This is a genomic window from Aminipila sp., from assembly GCF_032051575.1.
In the GTDB taxonomy this organism is placed as follows: Bacteria; Bacillota; Clostridia; order Peptostreptococcales; family Anaerovoracaceae; genus Aminipila.
Genome location: NZ_DAMBYD010000003.1, coordinates 256,126 through 275,288 on the forward strand (window position 1 = coordinate 256,126; position 19,163 = coordinate 275,288).

The following is a 19,163-nucleotide window of genomic DNA, read 5'->3' on the forward strand; positions in this document are numbered from 1 at the left end:
TTACTTTCAGTAATATAACATTCCTATAATACCAAATTATACACAGTTTTTCAAGATAAAGAAAGAGAGCTATCCCTAAAGACTGCTCTCTTAAAATGTACCACTTATTTTATGTTAAACATAAGTTTTATCAACACGATCTAATGCTTTTACTAGAAGATTATTTATTTTTTGCACATACTCTGCTTCTAAAGTCTGGTATTCTGTACTTTCTGTACCTAATAAACTACTCCCACATGATTCAATAGCTTCTTTATACCAATCCCCCCAAGCTGTTAGGATTTCTTTTTCTAAAGATTTAGCTTGTTGTACATCTTTTCCCTTTTCTATGGACCATGTATAGTGCCCAGCTGTGTTTAAAGCTTCTTTATTAAATCTGTCTTCTGCTGCCTTATAGAGTATACCCATTGTCTCTTTCGCTTCAGCCTCTTTAGCATTAGCCGCCATATAACCAGTTGCCAGCGAAGTAATACCTACATTTTCAAGTTCAGCCGCAGATACTTTACTTAAAGTATCCACTGAAGTATGATAAACATAATCTGTGAAGTGCCAAGTAAGAAGTGCTGGTACACCTGCTTCTAAAAATACAGTATGGTCACTTCCCCCTTCATATGGGCAAACGTCTACCTTAAATTTTGAATCATGTCCTTTAATAACACCTGTAGCAGAAGCCATGTATAAGTCATTTAGATAAAAGCCTGACTTGAAAGCCTCTGGCAAGTCTCCTGCCCCCCACAAAGTATGTGAATCAGGAAGTCTGACATATGCTTCATCATCACTATATGCAGGTTCTCCTGGCAATACATCTAAAGAATAATTGTACACTGCTGATGGATCTGGAGTTTTTTCAATTCTCATAACTCCACCAGTAAGCTCTGAATTTTCACCTACCATGTCTAAGTCAATAGCACAAACAACCTTTGATTTTTCTGTTGGATGGGCATTTAGCCAAAGCTCAGCGCAAGTCATTTCATCTCCCCATATAAAAGTCATCGTTCTTTCTGGTCTAGGCAAAGTACCCTTATCAATCATTGCTTTTAATTTTAATACCAGTTCCAAGTTCAAACCAACGCCAGTAGAATTGTCATTTGCACCAGGTTCTTGTACATGTGCCATAAACAAAATTCTTTCATCAGCTTTACTTGTACCTTTTATTTCTGCAATAGCTGTAAGCTGTCCCTTTGCTCCATTTGAAGCATCGTCCATATCGTACATTCTTCCAATACTTACCGATTTGACTTTTACAGGATTTCCTGTAGTCTCAGCTTCCTTTAAAAGCCCTAGCATTGCTTCTTTTTGATTTAAAGATAAATTCCATTCAACTATTGGCGAACCCGCTTCAGTTTGCGGCCTAGTCTGATTTGTACCTACACCACTTCTATATCTTGCTGAATCTTTGTACCACTGTTCTCCATTAATAGTCGGTGTATTATATTTGTCTAAAGAAGCCGTACTCATTACCGCTACAGCCTTTACTTTTTTTGCATAGGCAAAATTCGTTTTGTTTGATGAATCACAAAGAAGAACTTTACCCTCTAAATTCGCTTCATCTCCACTATATTTACTAGGAACACCTGCTTTTATAGTTCCAACATAAACTACTTCACCTTCAACGCCTTTAGCTTCTTGAGGTGTTGTTCCTGTTTCATCTGTAAAACAAGTCTGCCATGTAAGATGTGCTCTCTTATTTAATTCTGCTTCAAGTTTATTCTCAACATTAACCCTCTTAGAACCGTTCTTCTCTAAAATCCAGTTATACATATTGTCTATGTTTTCTATACCATATAATTCTTTATAATGATTAATATAGGTTGGACTTGTTGGATCAAAAGCATAAGATTCCACATTAAAAGCGTCTATTAGCTCTTTGTTTCCAGTTGAAGTGACTTCAAGCCTTGCGTAGTCAGGTGCCCAAACAGTTTCACTTGAATTATCCTGTTGAATCCATACAGAATCACCAGATAATTCAGAACTCTTATCTGTATCTGAATATGTAAATCCAGCGTTTTTAAGTTTATTGATTAGAAAATCTTCAATTACCTGATTCTGCCACGGACCGCCTGTAGTTCTCCATCCTAAGTATACATAAGAAACATAATCAAAAGCTTCTTCACCTTCAATATTATTTCCTAATGTTGAAATAATGTTTGTCAAAATTGGATTTTCTACTATATTGGATGTATTTGAAGAGTGATGCTTGTTCTTAGATCCTGTTTCATTAGGTTTAGGTTGTGCTGGTGTTGTCTGAAGGTTGTCTACAATTTTATTAACCTTCCCCTTATTTTCCAGCACAGCTTTATTATTTTCTTTTGCATAGGTCTCTATATTTCCATAGTTAGTCAAATTGGCTTTTCCTTTCGCTGCTACATATATGATATTAGATTTTTCATCAATTTTAACATTGGCACTTGAATCAATTATAAGTTTAGAAACTGAAGCATTTTGGAATATTGTAGAAACTTCCATTGTAATGTTTGCATTTCCAACTTTTCCTTCTATTTTAACATTCTCTTTTCCATCCACAACAAATAAATTATTAATTATTGCATCTTCAATCGCTGCAATTCTTATGTTCCCATTTATCTTCGCAATAATCATATCTACGATTTTGCTTTTCCCTTTGATCAGCACAGAATTACTGCCGCCGCCTCTCACTATTGTCTTTCCGGTGACAATGACATTTTCTAACGTGACATCACCACTTCCAACACCATCGCCAATAATTAAATCTCCATTTATAGTAACATCTTTTAATGTAACATTTGCAACATTAACCATAACATTGCCAGCTGCCGCAACTTGTGTTATTGTTCCTGCTTGATTTATGTATTGTTTAACTAAATTGTCCATAATTTTAGTAAATTCGGCTCTAGTGATATTTTCTTTTGGCTTTAAATACCCACCATTACCTGTTAAATAATTTTTGTCAATAAGCGCACATAAGCTGCCCTCAGCCCATGCTGCAATTTCCCCTTTATCTACAAAATTATTTAAAGAAGAATGCTTTTCATCACTACACTCCATCTTATAAGCTCTAGCCAAAACTGTAAAGGCTTCCTGCCTTGTAATCTTGTCATTTGGACGCATATTTAGGGAAGTTTTCATTGTTCCCATTTGAACAGCCTTCGCCATTTCTTCTGCATACCAAGCTCCATCTTTCACATCTACAACCCCTGATAAAGAAGCTTTGTCTGCCGCTCCAAATGCCCTGTTTACCATAGTTACCATTTCTGCGCGGGATAAGTTTCCCATAGGTTTAATTGCCAACCCATTGTCTGCCTCATACCCTTTTATAAGACCATTAGACACTGCGCTCTTTAACCCCTCCGTAGACCAATTGTTCGGCATATCAACAAAACTTAAATTTGTTGACTCAGATGCAAAAGCTATAGCAGGTATATAACATAATACCATAGCCATAGTCAGAACAATAGATACTAACTTTTTTGTTCTTTTCATCTCTTCCTCCTCATTATAAAACAATTTTCGTCATTTTATGCCAAAGTATGAGCATAACTCTAGCATTTTCAACACATACACAGTCATAGCCACATTGCTATACAACACCTAAATATTAGCATAACTCTTATATCGCGTCTATGTATTTAATTGATTTTATAACTTTTTTGTTGTTAAATAATTATTTGTTTTTAGTTCTGTAATCCTCACAATATTTACTCTATAAATAAATTTTTTTACAAATTGATGTTTAATCTATTATTTTCAAGGTATAAATGAAGTATAATTAATTAAGCAACGTATCACTCTTATTTAACAGTTAATAAATACTTGTTTACAGGGTGAACGCAAATATTTAAAAAATTTTAAGAAAAACGGAGGATGGAATTATGAAATGGACTTGTTCAGTTTGTGGTTATACTTATGAAGGTGCTGAGGCTCCAGAAAAATGTCCACAGTGTGGAGTTGGTGCAGATAAATTTGTTGCTTCTCAAGAAGGTGCAAGAGAATGGGCTGACCAACACGTAGTAGGAGTTGCTAAGGGTGTTGACCCTGAAATAATCGAAGGTTTAAGAGCGAACTTTACAGGAGAATGTACAGAAGTTGGCATGTACTTAGCAATGGCTAGAGTCGCTCACAGAGAGGGTTACCCTGAAATCGGACTATATTGGGAAAAGGCTGCTTTCGAGGAAGCAGAACATGCAGCTAAATTTGCAGAATTACTAGGAGAAGTAGTTACTGATTCCACTAAAAAGAATCTTGAAATGAGAATTGAAGCTGAAAACGGTGCTTGCGCTGGCAAGAAAGCTCTTGCAACATTAGCAAAACAGCAGAATCTTGACGCTATCCATGATACCGTTCATGAAATGGCTAAGGACGAAGCTAGACACGGTTGTGCATTTGAAGGACTTTACAACAGATACTTCAAATAGGGTGTCGGTATTGCCTATTTAAAACATACTCAAGATTATAAAGAATCACATCTACATGGTGTGGTTCTTTTTTGTGTAGTCTATTTTACATTCATTGATTTCGATACTAAAAAAGAACTGAGAGTTAACCTCCAAGCTCTTAAATTCTTTATCGATTTTATTATATTAGAAAAATTAGTTTTCCTATAATAAAGGCAAGAGGCAACCGGCCTATAAGCCGATTGTCCCCATAAGCATTTGCCCTATTTCACTTCTTTAAAGATTGCCATCTGTCTTTATTGAAGAAGATACTGGAGCAGAAGCGTGTTTTTCAGCACTTTTCTTCTTCTTCATTTTTTCCTTGTTTTTCGGACTTTTATCTCCCATAGTAGCTACCTCCAATCATGTTTATTTATTCTTAGTATACTCTCTTTCTATACTTTCTGCAAACATTCAAGGAACAAAATTAAATGATTATATGTAATCATAGTTTCAAATGAAATCCTCATCTTATTCTCTATTTTTTTCTCAAAATGATGGCAATGAAATTCAAATATTTGCCGCCACCAGCCTCTATTGCCTTTCGATCCTGCACCGCATATTCGTTCTCACAGGCAAGCCAATCCGCCCACACTTCTTCGTTACTCTCCATTTCATATACGGAGATTACTTCGGCATTCTGACAATGACTGACCATGTTCGTCCAGTATTCTACATCGTGCATATAATCCAGTTGCTCCGGGGTCCAAGAAAGTAGCAGCGAAGTCGGAAGTGCCTCGTGGCAATCCTTTTTCATTCCGGGAATAGCAATATAGATGTACCCACCCGGCTTTACAAACGGCAACAGGCATTTGTCCAGATATTCTGAATTACGGCCAAAATAATTGTACGAATCCGTGCTGATTACAGCGTCAAAGAACTCTCTGCTAAAGGGCAGATTAGTGGCGTCTGCCTTTATTGGGGTAATTTGGTCCTTTGAAAGCCCCACACTGTCAAAAAATTCTCTGTTTTCTACCGGATTGCTCCATAAATCAGCTGCGTAGACAGAAAATCCATATTCCTTGACCAGAAAAACGGAAGTCAAGCCCTTCCCACTGCCCAAATCCATAACGATAGCACCCCTGGATATTTTATGATCTTGCAGCAATTCCTCTTCCAATTTGATAGGATTCGGCCCCATGATTTTCTCGTGCCATGCGGGCGTATCATATTTTTTGCTCCTGATATATTCCATACTTAATTCCTCCATTGATATTTTCCACTTACTGCAATTGTCCTTCTCTGACTTCTTTCACTTTAGGCGGAAATGTTTTGTCAAACGCCTCAAGTTCTTCCTCATCCACAAAATAGCATCTCGGATCGGAATAAGTTCCTTTTAAAGCTTCCATCCCCTGGTTGTTTAAAACTTTAACCATAAAAAAGGACGCTTCCTCAAACCTTTCCAGCCCATCATAATAAATCCCATACTTTGAGGCGCTTTCAAAGCCAAATCTGTTGTAATACTCGGGGTTACCTGTGATCACAACTGCGGGATATCCCATCTGTTTTGCTTTCTCCAGTGTAAAGCTAATCATTTCTGCACCGTATCCTTTGCCCTGGTATTCAGGGAGCACGCCAACCGGTCCGAACAACAAAATATCAGTTTTTCCACCGCTGTCTAATGTTAAAGTACCTTTTGCATAAACAATATTGGCGATGATTTTGCAGTCCTCCTCCAGAACATAATCTAACTCCGGCACGAAGCAGGCATCCTTTCTAAGGTTATGGATAACCAGATGCTCAGAACACCCCGGACGATATACGTTCCAAAATGCCTCTCTGGTTAAGTTATCAACTTCAAAATAATCCTTTTTCTGTTCTAATCTTATGGTCATTTTATTCTTCCTCATTGTTTTTCCTCCATAGCTTGCATGAAGTAATCAATGTGATTTCTCACCTGTGAAATTGCTTCTTCTTTATTTTCGTTTCCATCATAAAGATTCATCAGCATATAGATAGGTGCATAGAATTCCAGGGCAAGCTGCTTTGGGTTATCCCACTTCCGATCCCTCTGCTGAGAAATCTCACGAAACAAATCTTCCACGTATCCTACAACCCCAGACGCAAGATATTGCTGATAAAGTGCATTCATTTCTGGATTGTGATACTGTTCAATAGTCAGCATTTTCCGAAAACTTGAAGCGAACTCATCTTCTGTCCAATAGCGAAACTGTGCTTCGGTGAAATGTATAATTTGTTCCATTTGGGTATTTCCATAGGCCTCTGCCATTTCTAAAAAACTTCCTTCAGGCAGTTCATACATTTGGGCACGTTCCAAATCATTATCACGCATCCTGTTAACAATGCTGTCAAAGATGTCTTGCTTGCTGGAATAATGTTTATATAGAGCTCCTTGAGTAATTCCTAATTGCTTGGCAATATCCCGGACAGACACCGCTTCATAACCACGGCGTGAGAACAGGCGCAGTGACTCCAATAGGATTGCTTCTTTCGTATTCATAGTTGTACCTCCTTAAAGAACGATGCACAAAATGCATAGATATTCCCTCACAAACCAGTGAGCGATTGTTTACCATCATTATAGTAAACGGTCGTTCACTTGTCAACAGAATTACAAAACTTTTTTAATTTCATATATTTAAAAATATATATTTTATTACCATGATTCTTTTGATATAATTAGAAAAATTTATACAAATATTCTTTCAATCGTCGTACCAATAGTCGTATCAATAAAGGAGAAAACATGAGTAGATTATTAATAGCAATTCTGCCCGTAATACTTGTATTTACTTTACTCTTATCAACTGTGGTTGCCTTCGCTGTTCCTCGGGATATCCAATTTCATTGGGCTGGAACAGCAATCAACACATTAATAGAAAATAAAGTTATGTCTGGTTATGACGATGGGCGCTTTAAACCCAGTAAATCCATAACTAGAGAAGAAGCCTGTGTCCTGCTTACCCGTTTTGCCTTAGAGCAAGGGCTCATTCAAGCTTCAGATTTATATATAGATGAGAACATAATACTTGCAGATGTGCATAATACTTGGTCATTAGAATCCATTCAGTACATGTATAGAAATAATATTATGGGAACTTGCCCTGATGGTACTTTTCAGCCAAATAATGCCTTGACTAGAGAATCTATGGGTGATTTATTTTATAAATTTTATAAGCATTTCGGACTACTAACTGATTATGCACAAACCTCAAACTGTCCATTTACAGACATTGAAAATAGTTATGCTCGAACAGCTATATGTTACCTTTATAGCCAAGGGATTATTCATGGTTATGAAGACAATACTTATCGACCAGAAAAATCTGTATCTAGAGCGGAGATTGCCACAATCATATTTCAAATATCACACTTAGACGCCATTGCCCCTGCCATAACATTACCGGACTATAAAGTGATTAATGTACCTTATATCAGTCAGATTTATCCTGTTAGTGCCATTGTTGGATGTGAAGGCACGTCCCTATTAATGGGGCTTAAAGCAAAAGGATATGCACAAGGTGTTGGGCTTTTGGAATTTTTAAATAACCTTCCCAGAGATTCTTCAAATCCCGCCAAGGGTTTTGTCGGTTCACCATTTGCCGCTGATTTAACCAAGAAAACAAGAACTACAATATATCCCCCTGTTTTAGCAGCTTATGGGGAGAAGTATGGTAATGTTGATGATTTTTCTGGTAGTACCATTGATGAATTACAAGCAGAACTATTGGATGGGAATCCTGTGGTTGTATATGCTACTATGCATTGGGAAAAACCATTTTACAGGTATTACTACATTGAAGGTACAAGACAGAGACTTTTATCAAATAATCACGTTATTCTAGCCTGTGGATATGATAAAAAAACCAATATGTATTATATTTCAGACCCATATAATATAGCGGATACCAGTAAAGAATATAAATACTGGCAAGACGGAAATACTTTTGAGCGTATTTATAACGAGCGAAAACAGGCACTGGTAATCCAGTAAAATCATTTTTTATAAATTGTTTAAATATACTGTTTGTATGAAGTCTGCAAGGGTATATAAATAACATAAGAGAAATGTAATATTATACCTTGATATCCCGATTTTACATAGGTATAATTAATAGAAAATATAGGAAGAGGAGAATAGTAATTATGAAATACGATTGGACAAGTGATTTAGAAACAGGAAACGGTACCATAGATGAACAGCATAAGCAGCTAATCGCTGCAATCAACAACTTGCTGGATGCATGTTCACAAGGTAAAGGAAGAGATTCCCTAAAAGAAACTACTACTTTTTTATATGATTATACCTCAAAGCACTTTGCAGATGAGGAAAAGCTTCAGCTAGCAAGCCAATATCCTGACTATCCAAACCATAAACAGTATCACGAGGGATTTAAAAAGGTTGTACGTGATATAGCAGATCAACTGGATAAAGAAGGCCCAAGTCTTGTTCTGGTAGGCAAAGTAAACAGTAGTATCGGCGGCTGGCTTATCAATCACATCAAAAAAGAAGATGTTAAAGTAGCAGCTCATATTCGCGCAAAATAAAATGTACTTTATAGACTACATATCCATATTATAAAATTTTAGCCGCCTGGTATTCCAGACGGCTTTTTTTCATTGCGGACACAGGGTTATTATGATTAGACATTGAACTGTTTAATCATGCCACATGCCATCTCATCGGCCATTTTCAAGGCCTCTTCCTGTATGGCATCAAAATCCTCTATACTTTCAGCATATTGACCTGTAAGTATTTGCACCGCTTCGGCTTCAGTCATTTTCAAGTGGTCATACAACATGGACCGCCATGCCTCTTGATTCCAGTTTGGATTAATCTCTCCTAAGAAGTTTGCAATTTCATCTGCATTTTCGTACCATTTTTGGCGCTGTTCATCAACTGTTTTTGTATCTCCTGCCTTAGCTGCATTTACTAATTGTGCCGCGATTGCAAGATGTTCTGTAAAAAGCTTCTCAAATTCCATAGCCTGCTGATTACTATAGAACAAACTCAATGCATACGCAAAGTCCGTTGGATTTTCCAGCAGTCTTTTGGTTACAAAATCTAAATCTGCAAGATTAGCTGCTGTACTGATAAGAAAAAAGCGAGTCCACATTACATGTTCAACCCAAAGGCGCCTAAGTAAGTTGTATAATTTGATTTGTTTTGGTGATAAGTTACCATTCATACAATCAGAATTTTGTTCTTCCATCCATACTTCCTCCTAAATAATTCTATTCTATTGTATGCTGCGTAACTATTTTTGTTCAAAACATCACCTATTGAAATTTAAGTCTAATATCCCCTGCTGAAGTTTGTGCTTCAATATTATTTTCCGAATTATTATTAACCTGGCACTTCCTCCCCTGCTCATCTCCGTTCACGGTTATATCTCCCAGGTTGGCATCTAGTTTTAAAGAATATTTATCTTTTTCAAGTGTTGTTTCAACTTTTATATCTCCCATGTCTGTATCAAAGCTATTTACACCTTTAAGGCTTCCTTCTACATTTATATCTCCTGCACCAAGATCTAATTTTAGTATTCCAGTTTGGATATTCTCAGTTTTTATATCACCTACGCTTGAATCTATATCTGCATTGTTTGCAATCACATCAGTAAGTTTAATATCTCCTACATCAAGGTCTAATTTTAATGTTTCTGTTTCAACGCCGAAAATATCAATTTCCCCTATATTGTTATTCATTTCAATCAACTTGACCTTCATACCCTTTGGATAATAAATTTTATACTCAAGTCCTTTATTATCTTTGAAGGAAGACCATTTTTTTGCTTGAATATTTACATCCTCCCTGCCGAATTTGTCAGCAATAGTTAAAGTTCCGTCTGCAATGTTAATATCAGGCTTTCCAATACCTTTATCATAAGTATATACAACCTTAAACTGATTACCTTCAATCATTTTTATATCACCTAAACCAAGCTTTGTTTTTATCACATTGACAGGCTGATTTATTTCTACGGAATCTGTTAGTTTCTCCCCACTCAGCGTGGCCGGATGCCCTAGATTCAAAAAAATATGGTTAAGCTCTATATTTCCAGTGGCACCTAGCATTAAACCTATTCCGGCAAGGCAAGCCCCCACTACAATGAAGCACATACACACAATAATGTACATTTTTAATTTTTTATTCATCGTCCTTCGCCTCCATTCCCTTAGCTTTCATCATTCTTTTCTTATCCATCCTTCTAGCAGACCAACTAATCAATGCTTTCGTTCCTAAAACAACCCCTAATGCCAGTAAGGCTGTAGCTCCAATTAGTGCCATTCCTACGCCTACTGCAAATAAGCCATTAACAAAATTAGCAAAAATTAAATATATTCCAGCCACGAATGCAATAATCCCGCTGATAAAGAATGCCGCTACACAGAATAGTGCTGCAATTACAATGATGGCTAATGTTAATAAGATACATATGGCAAGCAGGCCACCAGTAATAGCTATTGGTAAAGCTACTGGTGCAGTAAATATTCCTAAAATTACCCACCATATTATTGCAATACCTTTTTTCCCATCAGCCTTGTCTCCTGCCTTTTTAATGCTTAACTGCTTTACAGCAAAGTCTGCCTTAATCTGTGTTGCAATTCTTGAAGGATTTCCAAGCTCTTTTAAGGCTGTTTCCTCATTTTCTAACCCTGCATCATCTAAATACTCATTATAATAATCTATGGCATCCTTGATTTCATTCTTTGGAAGCTTTGACAGTTCTGACTCAAGCTTCTTTATAAATTCCTGCCTATTCATCCTTATCCTCCCCACACAATAATTCATCAACTTGATTTTTGTAAATAATCCAATCTCTCTTATACAGTTCATACTTGGCTTTACCTTCACTTGTTATGGCATAATATCTTCTATTACGTCCTTGAAAAGGTTGGTCATACGTACGTAAGTAGTTTTCTTTTTGTAACCTTCGTAAAACCGGATAGAGTGTAGACTCTGAAATATCCATAACCTGCTTCATGGTTTGTGTTAATACATACCCATAGGTATCGCTCTTTGAAAGAACGGATAATACACAAGCATCAAGCAAGGCCGATCCAATTTGAAACCCCATTTTCTCCCTCTTTTCTATTGGTTATATTATTTTTATAACAATACTATACGACGTATAATATTGTTCGTCAATAAATATATTCTTACAAAGTTCTTAAGATTATAATCCTTACCGAAATATTCACCGTCAATATCAATTCAGCATACTATAACTTTATAATATTGCTATTATAAAAAGCACGCCATAGAAAGGGTGACATTATGTATGATATGACAAATCGCAATTTGCAGTGTAATTGCCAACATAACCTAAATAAAAGTGTAAATATTCCTATAGAACTATACGAATCTATGAAAGGCGATTATTTTATTGGTTATGCAGATAATCTAAGCTTTGGAAATGGTACCAGCGCATGGGCAAGATTATATAACCCAAGTTATTCGGGTGTGAATCTTCACGTTAATGTGTGGACAGTAACGGATATATCAGAATCACCCTTTCGCGCTCAATTCTGGTTTAATGCAACACCACCTTCAGAACTGGGGTACCAGTCAGCTGTAGTAACCCCTTCAAATACAGCGATACAGCCTCTGCCAAAACCTCAGGTAAAATTGCAGCTAGAATCAAATGTATACGGTGATCCTATTGGAGGGATTAAAGCCTTTGTACGCAGAGGGGAGCCTGAAATCACCTTGGTTGAAACGGAAAATGGTAAATTGATTTTCCCTCCTGGCGGTTCCTTTTTAGTGTTTTTATCGATTACAGAAGGTACTCAGAAGGCTGCCTCAGGAAGAATTGCTTTTGGCTGGTGGGAAGAAAAAATTGTAGATAATAATTGCGTTCCTTGCGGATATCCCGCACGGTGATTTAGAACCCTTTTTTACAGAAATAGCCGGACTTCATCTCTGAAGTCCGGCTGTTGTTTTACCTTAAATTTGGATTTAAGGAAGAAAGTTTTAGCCCTTGATCCTGCTTCGACAGGATATTAATTTCCTCCCAGCGACCATTATTCCATAGATTCTCATGCATAAGAATATCATACCCATTTGTAAGCCGTACGAAATCAAATTTATATTGTTTGTCTGGGCCTGAGGCATATACGCTTACAATGTCTCCATCCTGCTCTATGCGGTCTATGTTATCAATCAAATGATACCAGTCCTGGTAAACAATTGGGACAAGATATTCTGCAGAATACGACCATCCGTGGTCCGGAGCGCAGAGAAAATCCTCTGGCAGATAGTTGATTTCTTTTATTTTCCAGCCATAATTCGGATCATACTCTGTTGTAATCAACCCATAATAGTAGGCAAAATAGCTTCCACCACGGTTATATGATTTTTCATCTTTTTCAGAAGGTCCAGTTATAGTTTCTATTTCAAACATATAATATCCAATGTTGTCTGGTGTGCCAGATGGTACATACGCTGGATATAACTTTAATAAGTTGATCTGCCCAATTCCTGAAAATGAATCAACAAATTGGGATAAAGGCATATCCTTTTGAGTACTATTACTATAAAGTTCGTATGCATAAGGATATGGCTGTAAAGAATTACCTATAGTCCCACAGCCACCCAAATAGTCCTTCATGTTCGCTGCGCTTTTCAATATGCCGAAATATGCCTTTACTAGATTCTCGGAAGTTTCAAAAGCCGTTGTGATGAGTGGTGGCTTGTCATTATCTTTTTGGAAATACCTAAATGAGAATTCATTATTTAATGTAATCTGCTTTGACGGTCTACGAAACCGTTCATTGTCGTCCTGATCTTCACTCTGCTTTACCGCTTCTTTTTTAGATGAAGAATCGACAACAACTAAAGAATGTATCGTTCCACCCATCACTGGCGTAAGTTTACCCCATTTATCTTTTGCTATGGGAACAATTCTAATTGTTACACCAACAATTAGTACAATTAAAATGATGCCTATGAATTTTTTAAATTGAATTGGCATATATACTCACTCCTATCCAGTTTCATATATATGCTGATTTTCGTTTTGTTATATCCTTTCAGTTAGCAGAGTTTAGATTTCATTTCTGCTATGATGCTCTTAAATCTTGAATTCTCTAAAAAAGCGTTAAAAATAGGGTTTTGAATTATTGCCTGCAACATGCTTATTTTGATTACTTTATCATCACGTGGGGCTTGATTTCCTAAATCAAAATCTGCAAACCACTGTTCAATACTGTCAAAGAAATCATCTCCATGTAACGTAAATGAAAATACTTCCGATGTGCACACATTTGCATATTTCGCTATCATATCCAGTGCCCTGTCTTGGTTGTTTTGCATAGCATATCCTTGTGCAGCCGCTAAATATACTTGTAACATAACTGCTGCATGGAGCCTATCTAAGTCGAATATTTCAGATAGACAGATTGTTCGTTGTAGAATTTTTTCAAAGCGGTCCGGAGCATCCTGAAAAATCAAAAGATAGCTAGGAAGAATTCCCATTAGCTCAATTAAATGTTGATATAATCCAACTTGCAATACTTCCTTTGCCTTCTGCATATCTCCTGTCATCTGGTAAGCACTTGCCAATATTGTTTCATTGGAAGAGGTCGGTTTCATTATACCATCCAGTAAATGTATTACTTGATTTGGATTGTTTAACATCAAACAGCAGATAGCTTCGAGAGAATTAGCTTGATCTAACATCTTCACATCCCCTGCTTCTTCTTTGATTCTTCCACATAAACCAATTACTTCTTTAAGAATGTTCTCTTGCTCATCTCTTTCCTTGGCCAGCATATAATGATTGGTCAAAAGTCCTGCCATTTGCAGCAAAAGGGGAAAACAAGAATAATATTTTTTGATGATTTTATGACACTCGTTTATAACATCGTCAAAAGGCTGAGCACTGAACTGAGCAGTTAAATGATATTAAAATATGCGGCAAGCTGGGGTAAAAATGTAATATCTGGGTAGCTTTGTTCTGTTTCCCATTTGGAAACAGAAGCCTTTGATACACCAACGTATGCAGCAAGTTCTTCCTGGGTAATTGCTTTTTCCTTACGCTTCTCAATTAATTTTCTTGCAATGTTTATCTCTTTCATAATTATCACCTCAAGTTTAATTATACGATTGTTATAAGAGATAACAATGGATTTATAGTTGATTTCAGTTAATAAAATCAACTATCAGTTGACACAATAAACGCCTCCACAACAGTTGGATCAAACTGCACACCTGCATTCTTCTTCAATTCACCAATGGCTTTTTCTTTATTCATAGCTTTCCGATAAGGCCGATCATTTATCATGGCATCATAGGCATCTGCAACTGCCAATATCCTACTAAGTAGCGGGATATTTTCTTCTTTTATACCCCGTGGATATCCTTTGCCATTCCAAAATTCATGGTGTGTTAGAATAGCCTCTGCTATTACCATAAAGTCTGGTGTAGATTGAGCAATACGATAACCAATCTCAGGATGTCTCTTTATTTCTTCCCATTCCTCCGTAGTAAGTGGTTCTATCTTTTCCAAAAGTCCAGATTTAATTCCTACTAGGCCAATATTATGCATTTCAGCTAAAAGGATAAGTTCACCAATGGCTTTATCTGATAGCTCTAACCTATCTCCTACTGCTTTGCAGTAGGCCTTCATTCTTTTATTGCGGTCCTTGGATTCTAGATTCTTTTCATAAAGCGATTGAAGTACAATTTCTATCATAGACTTTTTAAAGAGCTTTCCATTTAAAAGTTTTTCATGATACATATGTTCTTCAGCTTCCTGTATCACACTCTCTAGATTTTCTTTGCCACTTTTTACAGAAAGCCCTAGTCCAATACTTAATTGCAGCGTTCCATGGCTATTTTCAATGCAGCTTTCTTTTATCTTTTCAATAATGCGTTCTGCTGTTTCCCGATTTGTTTTTGGTAGTATCATTAAGAATTCATCACCGCCCCATCTGGCTACTATATCTGTTTCCCGACAGTTTGCTTTCAAAATCTCTGCTATTTTTTTCAAAAGCTTATCCCCTTGTTCGTGTCCAAAAACATCATTCGCCAGTTTTAGTCCATTTACATCACCCATAATCACTGCTAATGGCAACTGAGACGCCTCATCCATTCGTTTGAGTTCTTCTTCCATAAATCTCCGGTTGTAAAGACCTGTAAGCGCATCATTGTAACTCAAATACAGAATTTGTTCTTGTTGTTCCTTGTCTTTACTCACATCACGAAAAACCATAACTACCCCCAGAACGTGCCCATTTTTATCTTTTATAGGTGCAGCACTGTCCGCTATAGGTACAGAATCCCCTGATTTATTTATTAATATAGTATGATTATCAAGTTCAACTATTTTTCCTGTTTTCAATACCTTTTCAACAGGATCATCTACCTTTTCTTCCGTTTTCTCACTTATAAGTTTAAATATACTGTTAAATCTTTTCTCTAGTACATCTGTTTCATTCCATCCTGTAATTTCTTTTGCTGACTCATTGATAGAGGTTATCTTCTCATCAGTGTCAGTCGTCACAACTCCATCTCCAATAGAGTTCAAGGTGATGCGTAACCTTTCTTTTTCATGACTTAAATCTTCTCGAAACATTTCTCTGTCGGTCACATCAAATATAATGGAATAGAGTACTGTCTTTTGCCCATAAGGAATAGGGCAGGAATAAACATCTACCATTTTTATTACACTGCTCTTTAATTTATGCGGAAATACAAAGTACTTCTGATTTTTTTTAAATGCTTTAACGCGCATCTTAGTAACTTCATCTTCTGGTAACTGATTAATATCATGGATATTCATAGAAAGTAATTCTTCTCTAGTATACTCATAAAAATCACAGGCAGCAGGATTTGCATCCAGTATTTTCCCAGTATGCGGGTCTATTATTAACATAACAGCCATATGGCTGCTAAACATTGACTGCAGCCTCTGCAATGTTTCCTCATGTTCTTGCTGCAGATTCTTTAGTTCTGTAATATCTTTACTGGAAGTAACAAGATATTTTACAATACCCTTTTGAATAACCGGTGTTATACTGGTAAGCCAAACCTTGTCGCCAATGGCGAAATGAAATACATGCTCATATGTTACTGGTTTCCCAAGTTCCCTGCATTTTTGATAATTTTCCAGCACATATTTTCCCTCTTGTCCAAATACATCGCTTGGTGTTTTTCCTTTTATATCTTGTGCCTTAAATCCAGATCTGCTCTGATGAATAGCGTTGTTACGTATATATTGGAAGTCTTCACCTCTACATTCAACCAAAGACATTGCATCCTGTGTGCTATTAAAAATAATTTCTAAATCCTTGTAAAGATTTTCAATCTTTTCCTTTTGTTTTGTCAATAGCTCATGATCTCTTATCTGAGAAGTTATATCTTGAAAAACGGTAGCAAAATACTGTTTCTCAGGAGAAAAAACAGTTACCTTATACCAGCGGTCTAGTATATCAGAGTACTGGGTAATTTCTTTAGTTTCTCCGGTAATCGCGACTTTTCCGTAAAACTCAATCCAATTAAACTCATCTTTTTTAATTCCAGGAAGTACCTCTGTTACTTTTTTTCCTATTATATTGCCTATATATAAGCCTGTCATTTTTTCAAAAGAGGCATTTACATCAAGAAAAATATAGTCTTCCGATTTTCCCTCCTCATTTAGTATCAATTTATGGTAAGCGTATGCCATTGGCAGTGATTCAAGAATGTTTCGTATAAAACTTTCATTTATTTCTCTCAACTTACTCATCTCCTTTCTACCCGCGACAATGTATGCTTATATAAGACTGCTATTGCTTTTATAAATAATAATTTAAAACATTATACCATTCATTTCCATTAATTACATTTACAAATATTTAAAAAGCCAGAGAAAATAATCTCTGACTTTTTAAATATGACTTTTATTAAATTAAATCATCCTCCGATTGCTCTTCTTCAGTGGAACCTTTTTGGGCTGACTGCTGATCCAAAGATATGACAAGATCCCCATTTTCATCAGAGGAAATACAATAAATTCCCGCGGAAGGCTGCTCTGGCTGATCCTCACTTCGTATAAATTCGTCAAATCTGCCTATAGAATTAACCGTATTATTTGATTTTTTATTCATATTATTTTCCATATCTGATGCTGCTTCTGATGCAGAATTACTTCCTTTAGATGCTTTTAATTGCTCAATTTGCTTATCCAGTTCCTCAATTTCTTTCTTTGTTGCTTCATATTCTTTGCTCTTTCCTAATGCAAAAGGACTATCTTCTTTTTCCAGTTGTTGCTGAAGGGCTACTTTTTTCTTTTCTAATGCATCAATTTTCTGCTCTGCATCTTTTGTACTTCCCTCCGTCTTTGTACTTCCTTCAACCGATTTTTGAGGGAAAGAGAATGCTACACCATTTATATCCATTATAAAACCTCCTTGAAATTTAAGATATCCACATTATATGAAGATAACTTGTCCATTTCAATGCCTTTGTAACGAGTGGTCATTTGAATGTAGTGGAATGATAAAAAGTACATTCAGCTTAAAAAAATCAGAATTGCTTTCTATACTCATTGTGCCATTATACTTTTCAGCTACTGCTTTAATATTATTTAGTCCAATTCCAGAACCTTTTTGAAAATTCTCATTTTCATCTTGACTGTTTTTGACTTCTACCATAAAAAAAGTCCCTTTCTGAGCAGCTGACAGTAGGATGTGTTTTTCCTTTCCCTGTATGGAATTGCATGCTTTTATAGCATTGTCGATGGCATTTGAAAAGACTATACATAAATCCATTTCATCAATTTGACAGTGTGCAGGGATTTTGACCGTACACTCTACTTGAATCCCCAATTGTAAAGCTATGCCCAATTTGTTGCTGAGTAACATATCAACAACAGTATTTCCTGTCTGACAAGGGAAGTTCAGCATATCCGTTGTAAATTCCAATTTACTTAAGTATTCTGATGCCTTTTGAGCCGCACCATTTTGTATAAGTCCCTTGAGTACTGTCCAATGATTCTTTAAATCATGGCGAAATGCCCTCGTTTGCTCATAACGGGTTTGTACCTCCTGCATATAATCCTTTTGCATCTGCATCTGCTGCTCTAATAAAACATTTTGCATTTGCAGATTAAACCCCTCGGATAATTTACCGTACGCAAAAAGTACTGCTATCAAACAAAAATATGCAACAATTTGTATAAACAACATTTCCAAATCACTAACTTTAGGTAAAATCCTTTCCCCAGTTGAATTTAGCACAATTGTACTCCCATAGGTCATAAAAATATGCTGTACCACCAATAATACAAATAATATTGGAATCAAAAGAATCATTACATACTGGTTCATAGCTGTCTTTTTAACACAAAATGACTTTACAAAATACCTATAAGATAAAAAAGTTGCAACAATTGAAAGTATACTGCTTATTAGTAAAATATATGTTACAAAGCTTGCATGAATAAAAACAAAGGAACAAAGGATACTTGCTAATGATTGGAATATTCCATTTACCACTTGCATAATGGTAATGGTCAGTATGGTTGTAATTGCAGATGATACAGGGGAACACTTTAAAACAAAGCACCCAAATCCCCATAGTACAGCCAGCTCTAAAACCGTTGCAAGAGTAAACGGCATTCGCATCTGTATTTCTACAGCATAAATAAAGTACATCATGACTACATACATAAAATAATGGTACCATTTTATAGTCTGATTAACGAACCTGCTAAAAAAGGTCATCTCTAATAATGCCAGACTTCCATTTAGAATGCAGAAATAGAAAATAAACTCAAACCAGGTATTTGATATATTAAAATTTTCCAT

Annotated in this window: 18 protein-coding genes; 4 read left to right on the forward strand and 14 right to left on the reverse strand. The window is 36.1% G+C overall.

Annotation, left to right across the window (positions count from 1 at the left end):
• Positions 1-114 precede the first annotated feature (114 nt).
• On the reverse strand, positions 115-3,459 hold the full coding sequence (locus RTW14_RS05330) for an S-layer homology domain-containing protein (protein WP_312648661.1): 3,345 nt from the start codon (positions 3,457-3,459) through the stop codon (positions 115-117).
• Between the two features lie 386 nt (positions 3,460-3,845).
• Between RTW14_RS05330 and RTW14_RS05335 the strand changes: the two genes are divergently transcribed.
• The gene (locus RTW14_RS05335) at positions 3,846-4,391 is read left to right on the forward strand and encodes a rubredoxin-like domain-containing protein (RefSeq protein WP_312648775.1); all 546 of its coding nucleotides are present in this window, start codon (positions 3,846-3,848) and stop codon (positions 4,389-4,391) included.
• Between the two features lie 496 nt (positions 4,392-4,887).
• Here RTW14_RS05335 and RTW14_RS05340 read toward each other — a convergent pair whose 3' ends face one another.
• Genes RTW14_RS05340 through RTW14_RS05350 form a run of 3 tightly spaced genes read right to left on the reverse strand, consistent with a single transcriptional unit; the run spans position 4,888 to position 6,870 of the window.
• A complete protein-coding gene (locus tag RTW14_RS05340; RefSeq protein ID WP_312648662.1) occupies positions 4,888-5,604 on the reverse strand; it encodes an SAM-dependent methyltransferase in 717 nt (238 codons plus the stop codon).
• A gap of 28 nt (positions 5,605-5,632) precedes the next feature.
• Entirely contained in the window at positions 5,633-6,259 is a 627-nt protein-coding gene (locus RTW14_RS05345; RefSeq protein ID WP_312648663.1) for a GNAT family N-acetyltransferase, read from the reverse strand.
• Positions 6,256-6,870, reverse strand: a complete 615-nt coding sequence (locus RTW14_RS05350) for a TetR/AcrR family transcriptional regulator (RefSeq protein ID WP_312648664.1) — start codon at positions 6,868-6,870, stop codon at positions 6,256-6,258. Before RTW14_RS05350 ends, RTW14_RS05345 begins: the two co-directional genes overlap by 4 nt.
• Positions 6,871-7,116: 246 nt before the next feature.
• On the opposite strand from RTW14_RS05350, the gene RTW14_RS05355 reads away from it, so the two are divergent.
• Together RTW14_RS05355 and RTW14_RS05360 are read left to right on the forward strand one after the other, a co-directional pair.
• Positions 7,117-8,364, forward strand: coding sequence for an S-layer homology domain-containing protein (locus RTW14_RS05355; protein WP_312648665.1), 1,248 nt, complete (start codon positions 7,117-7,119; stop codon positions 8,362-8,364).
• A gap of 152 nt (positions 8,365-8,516) precedes the next feature.
• Positions 8,517-8,918: a bacteriohemerythrin gene (locus tag RTW14_RS05360; RefSeq protein ID WP_312648666.1), complete on the forward strand. Its 402-nt coding sequence runs from the start codon at positions 8,517-8,519 to the stop codon at positions 8,916-8,918.
• 95 nt (positions 8,919-9,013) lie between these two features.
• Here the strand turns inward: RTW14_RS05360 and RTW14_RS05365 are convergent, their stop codons facing one another.
• The 4 genes from RTW14_RS05365 to RTW14_RS05380 form a co-directional block, all read right to left on the reverse strand.
• The gene (locus RTW14_RS05365; protein ID WP_312648667.1) at positions 9,014-9,583 is read right to left on the reverse strand and encodes an acetylglutamate kinase; all 570 of its coding nucleotides are present in this window, start codon (positions 9,581-9,583) and stop codon (positions 9,014-9,016) included.
• Between the two features lie 67 nt (positions 9,584-9,650).
• Complete coding sequence (locus tag RTW14_RS05370) at positions 9,651-10,526, reverse strand: DUF4097 family beta strand repeat-containing protein (RefSeq protein WP_312648668.1); 876 nt, start codon at positions 10,524-10,526, stop codon at positions 9,651-9,653.
• Positions 10,519-11,136 carry a DUF1700 domain-containing protein gene (locus RTW14_RS05375; RefSeq protein WP_312648669.1) on the reverse strand — a complete coding sequence of 206 codons (618 nt, stop codon included), beginning with the start codon at positions 11,134-11,136 and terminating at the stop codon, positions 10,519-10,521. Before RTW14_RS05375 ends, RTW14_RS05370 begins: the two co-directional genes overlap by 8 nt.
• Positions 11,129-11,449 (reverse strand): PadR family transcriptional regulator, encoded by a 321-nt coding sequence (locus RTW14_RS05380; protein ID WP_312648670.1) that lies wholly within the window; start codon positions 11,447-11,449, stop codon positions 11,129-11,131. The genes RTW14_RS05375 and RTW14_RS05380 overlap by 8 nt, the downstream gene beginning before the upstream one ends.
• Before the next feature lie 200 nt (positions 11,450-11,649).
• On the opposite strand from RTW14_RS05380, the gene RTW14_RS05385 reads away from it, so the two are divergent.
• Complete coding sequence (locus tag RTW14_RS05385; protein WP_312648671.1) at positions 11,650-12,255, forward strand: DUF6143 family protein; 606 nt, start codon at positions 11,650-11,652, stop codon at positions 12,253-12,255.
• 58 nt (positions 12,256-12,313) lie between these two features.
• Here the strand turns inward: RTW14_RS05385 and RTW14_RS05390 are convergent, their stop codons facing one another.
• From RTW14_RS05390 to RTW14_RS05415, 6 genes are all read right to left on the reverse strand, one after another.
• Complete coding sequence (locus tag RTW14_RS05390) at positions 12,314-13,345, reverse strand: hypothetical protein (protein WP_312648672.1); 1,032 nt, start codon at positions 13,343-13,345, stop codon at positions 12,314-12,316.
• A gap of 62 nt (positions 13,346-13,407) precedes the next feature.
• Positions 13,408-14,160: a hypothetical protein gene (locus RTW14_RS05395; protein WP_312648673.1), complete on the reverse strand. Its 753-nt coding sequence runs from the start codon at positions 14,158-14,160 to the stop codon at positions 13,408-13,410.
• Between the two features lie 107 nt (positions 14,161-14,267).
• Positions 14,268-14,450, reverse strand: coding sequence for a helix-turn-helix domain-containing protein (locus RTW14_RS05400; RefSeq protein ID WP_312648674.1), 183 nt, complete (start codon positions 14,448-14,450; stop codon positions 14,268-14,270).
• A gap of 77 nt (positions 14,451-14,527) precedes the next feature.
• Complete coding sequence (locus RTW14_RS05405) at positions 14,528-17,092, reverse strand: PAS domain S-box protein (RefSeq protein WP_312648675.1); 2,565 nt, start codon at positions 17,090-17,092, stop codon at positions 14,528-14,530.
• Between the two features lie 166 nt (positions 17,093-17,258).
• Positions 17,259-17,753, reverse strand: a complete 495-nt coding sequence (locus RTW14_RS05410; protein WP_312648676.1) for a hypothetical protein — start codon at positions 17,751-17,753, stop codon at positions 17,259-17,261.
• 57 nt (positions 17,754-17,810) lie between these two features.
• Positions 17,811-19,163, reverse strand: coding sequence for a sensor histidine kinase (locus RTW14_RS05415; protein WP_312648677.1), 1,353 nt, complete (start codon positions 19,161-19,163; stop codon positions 17,811-17,813).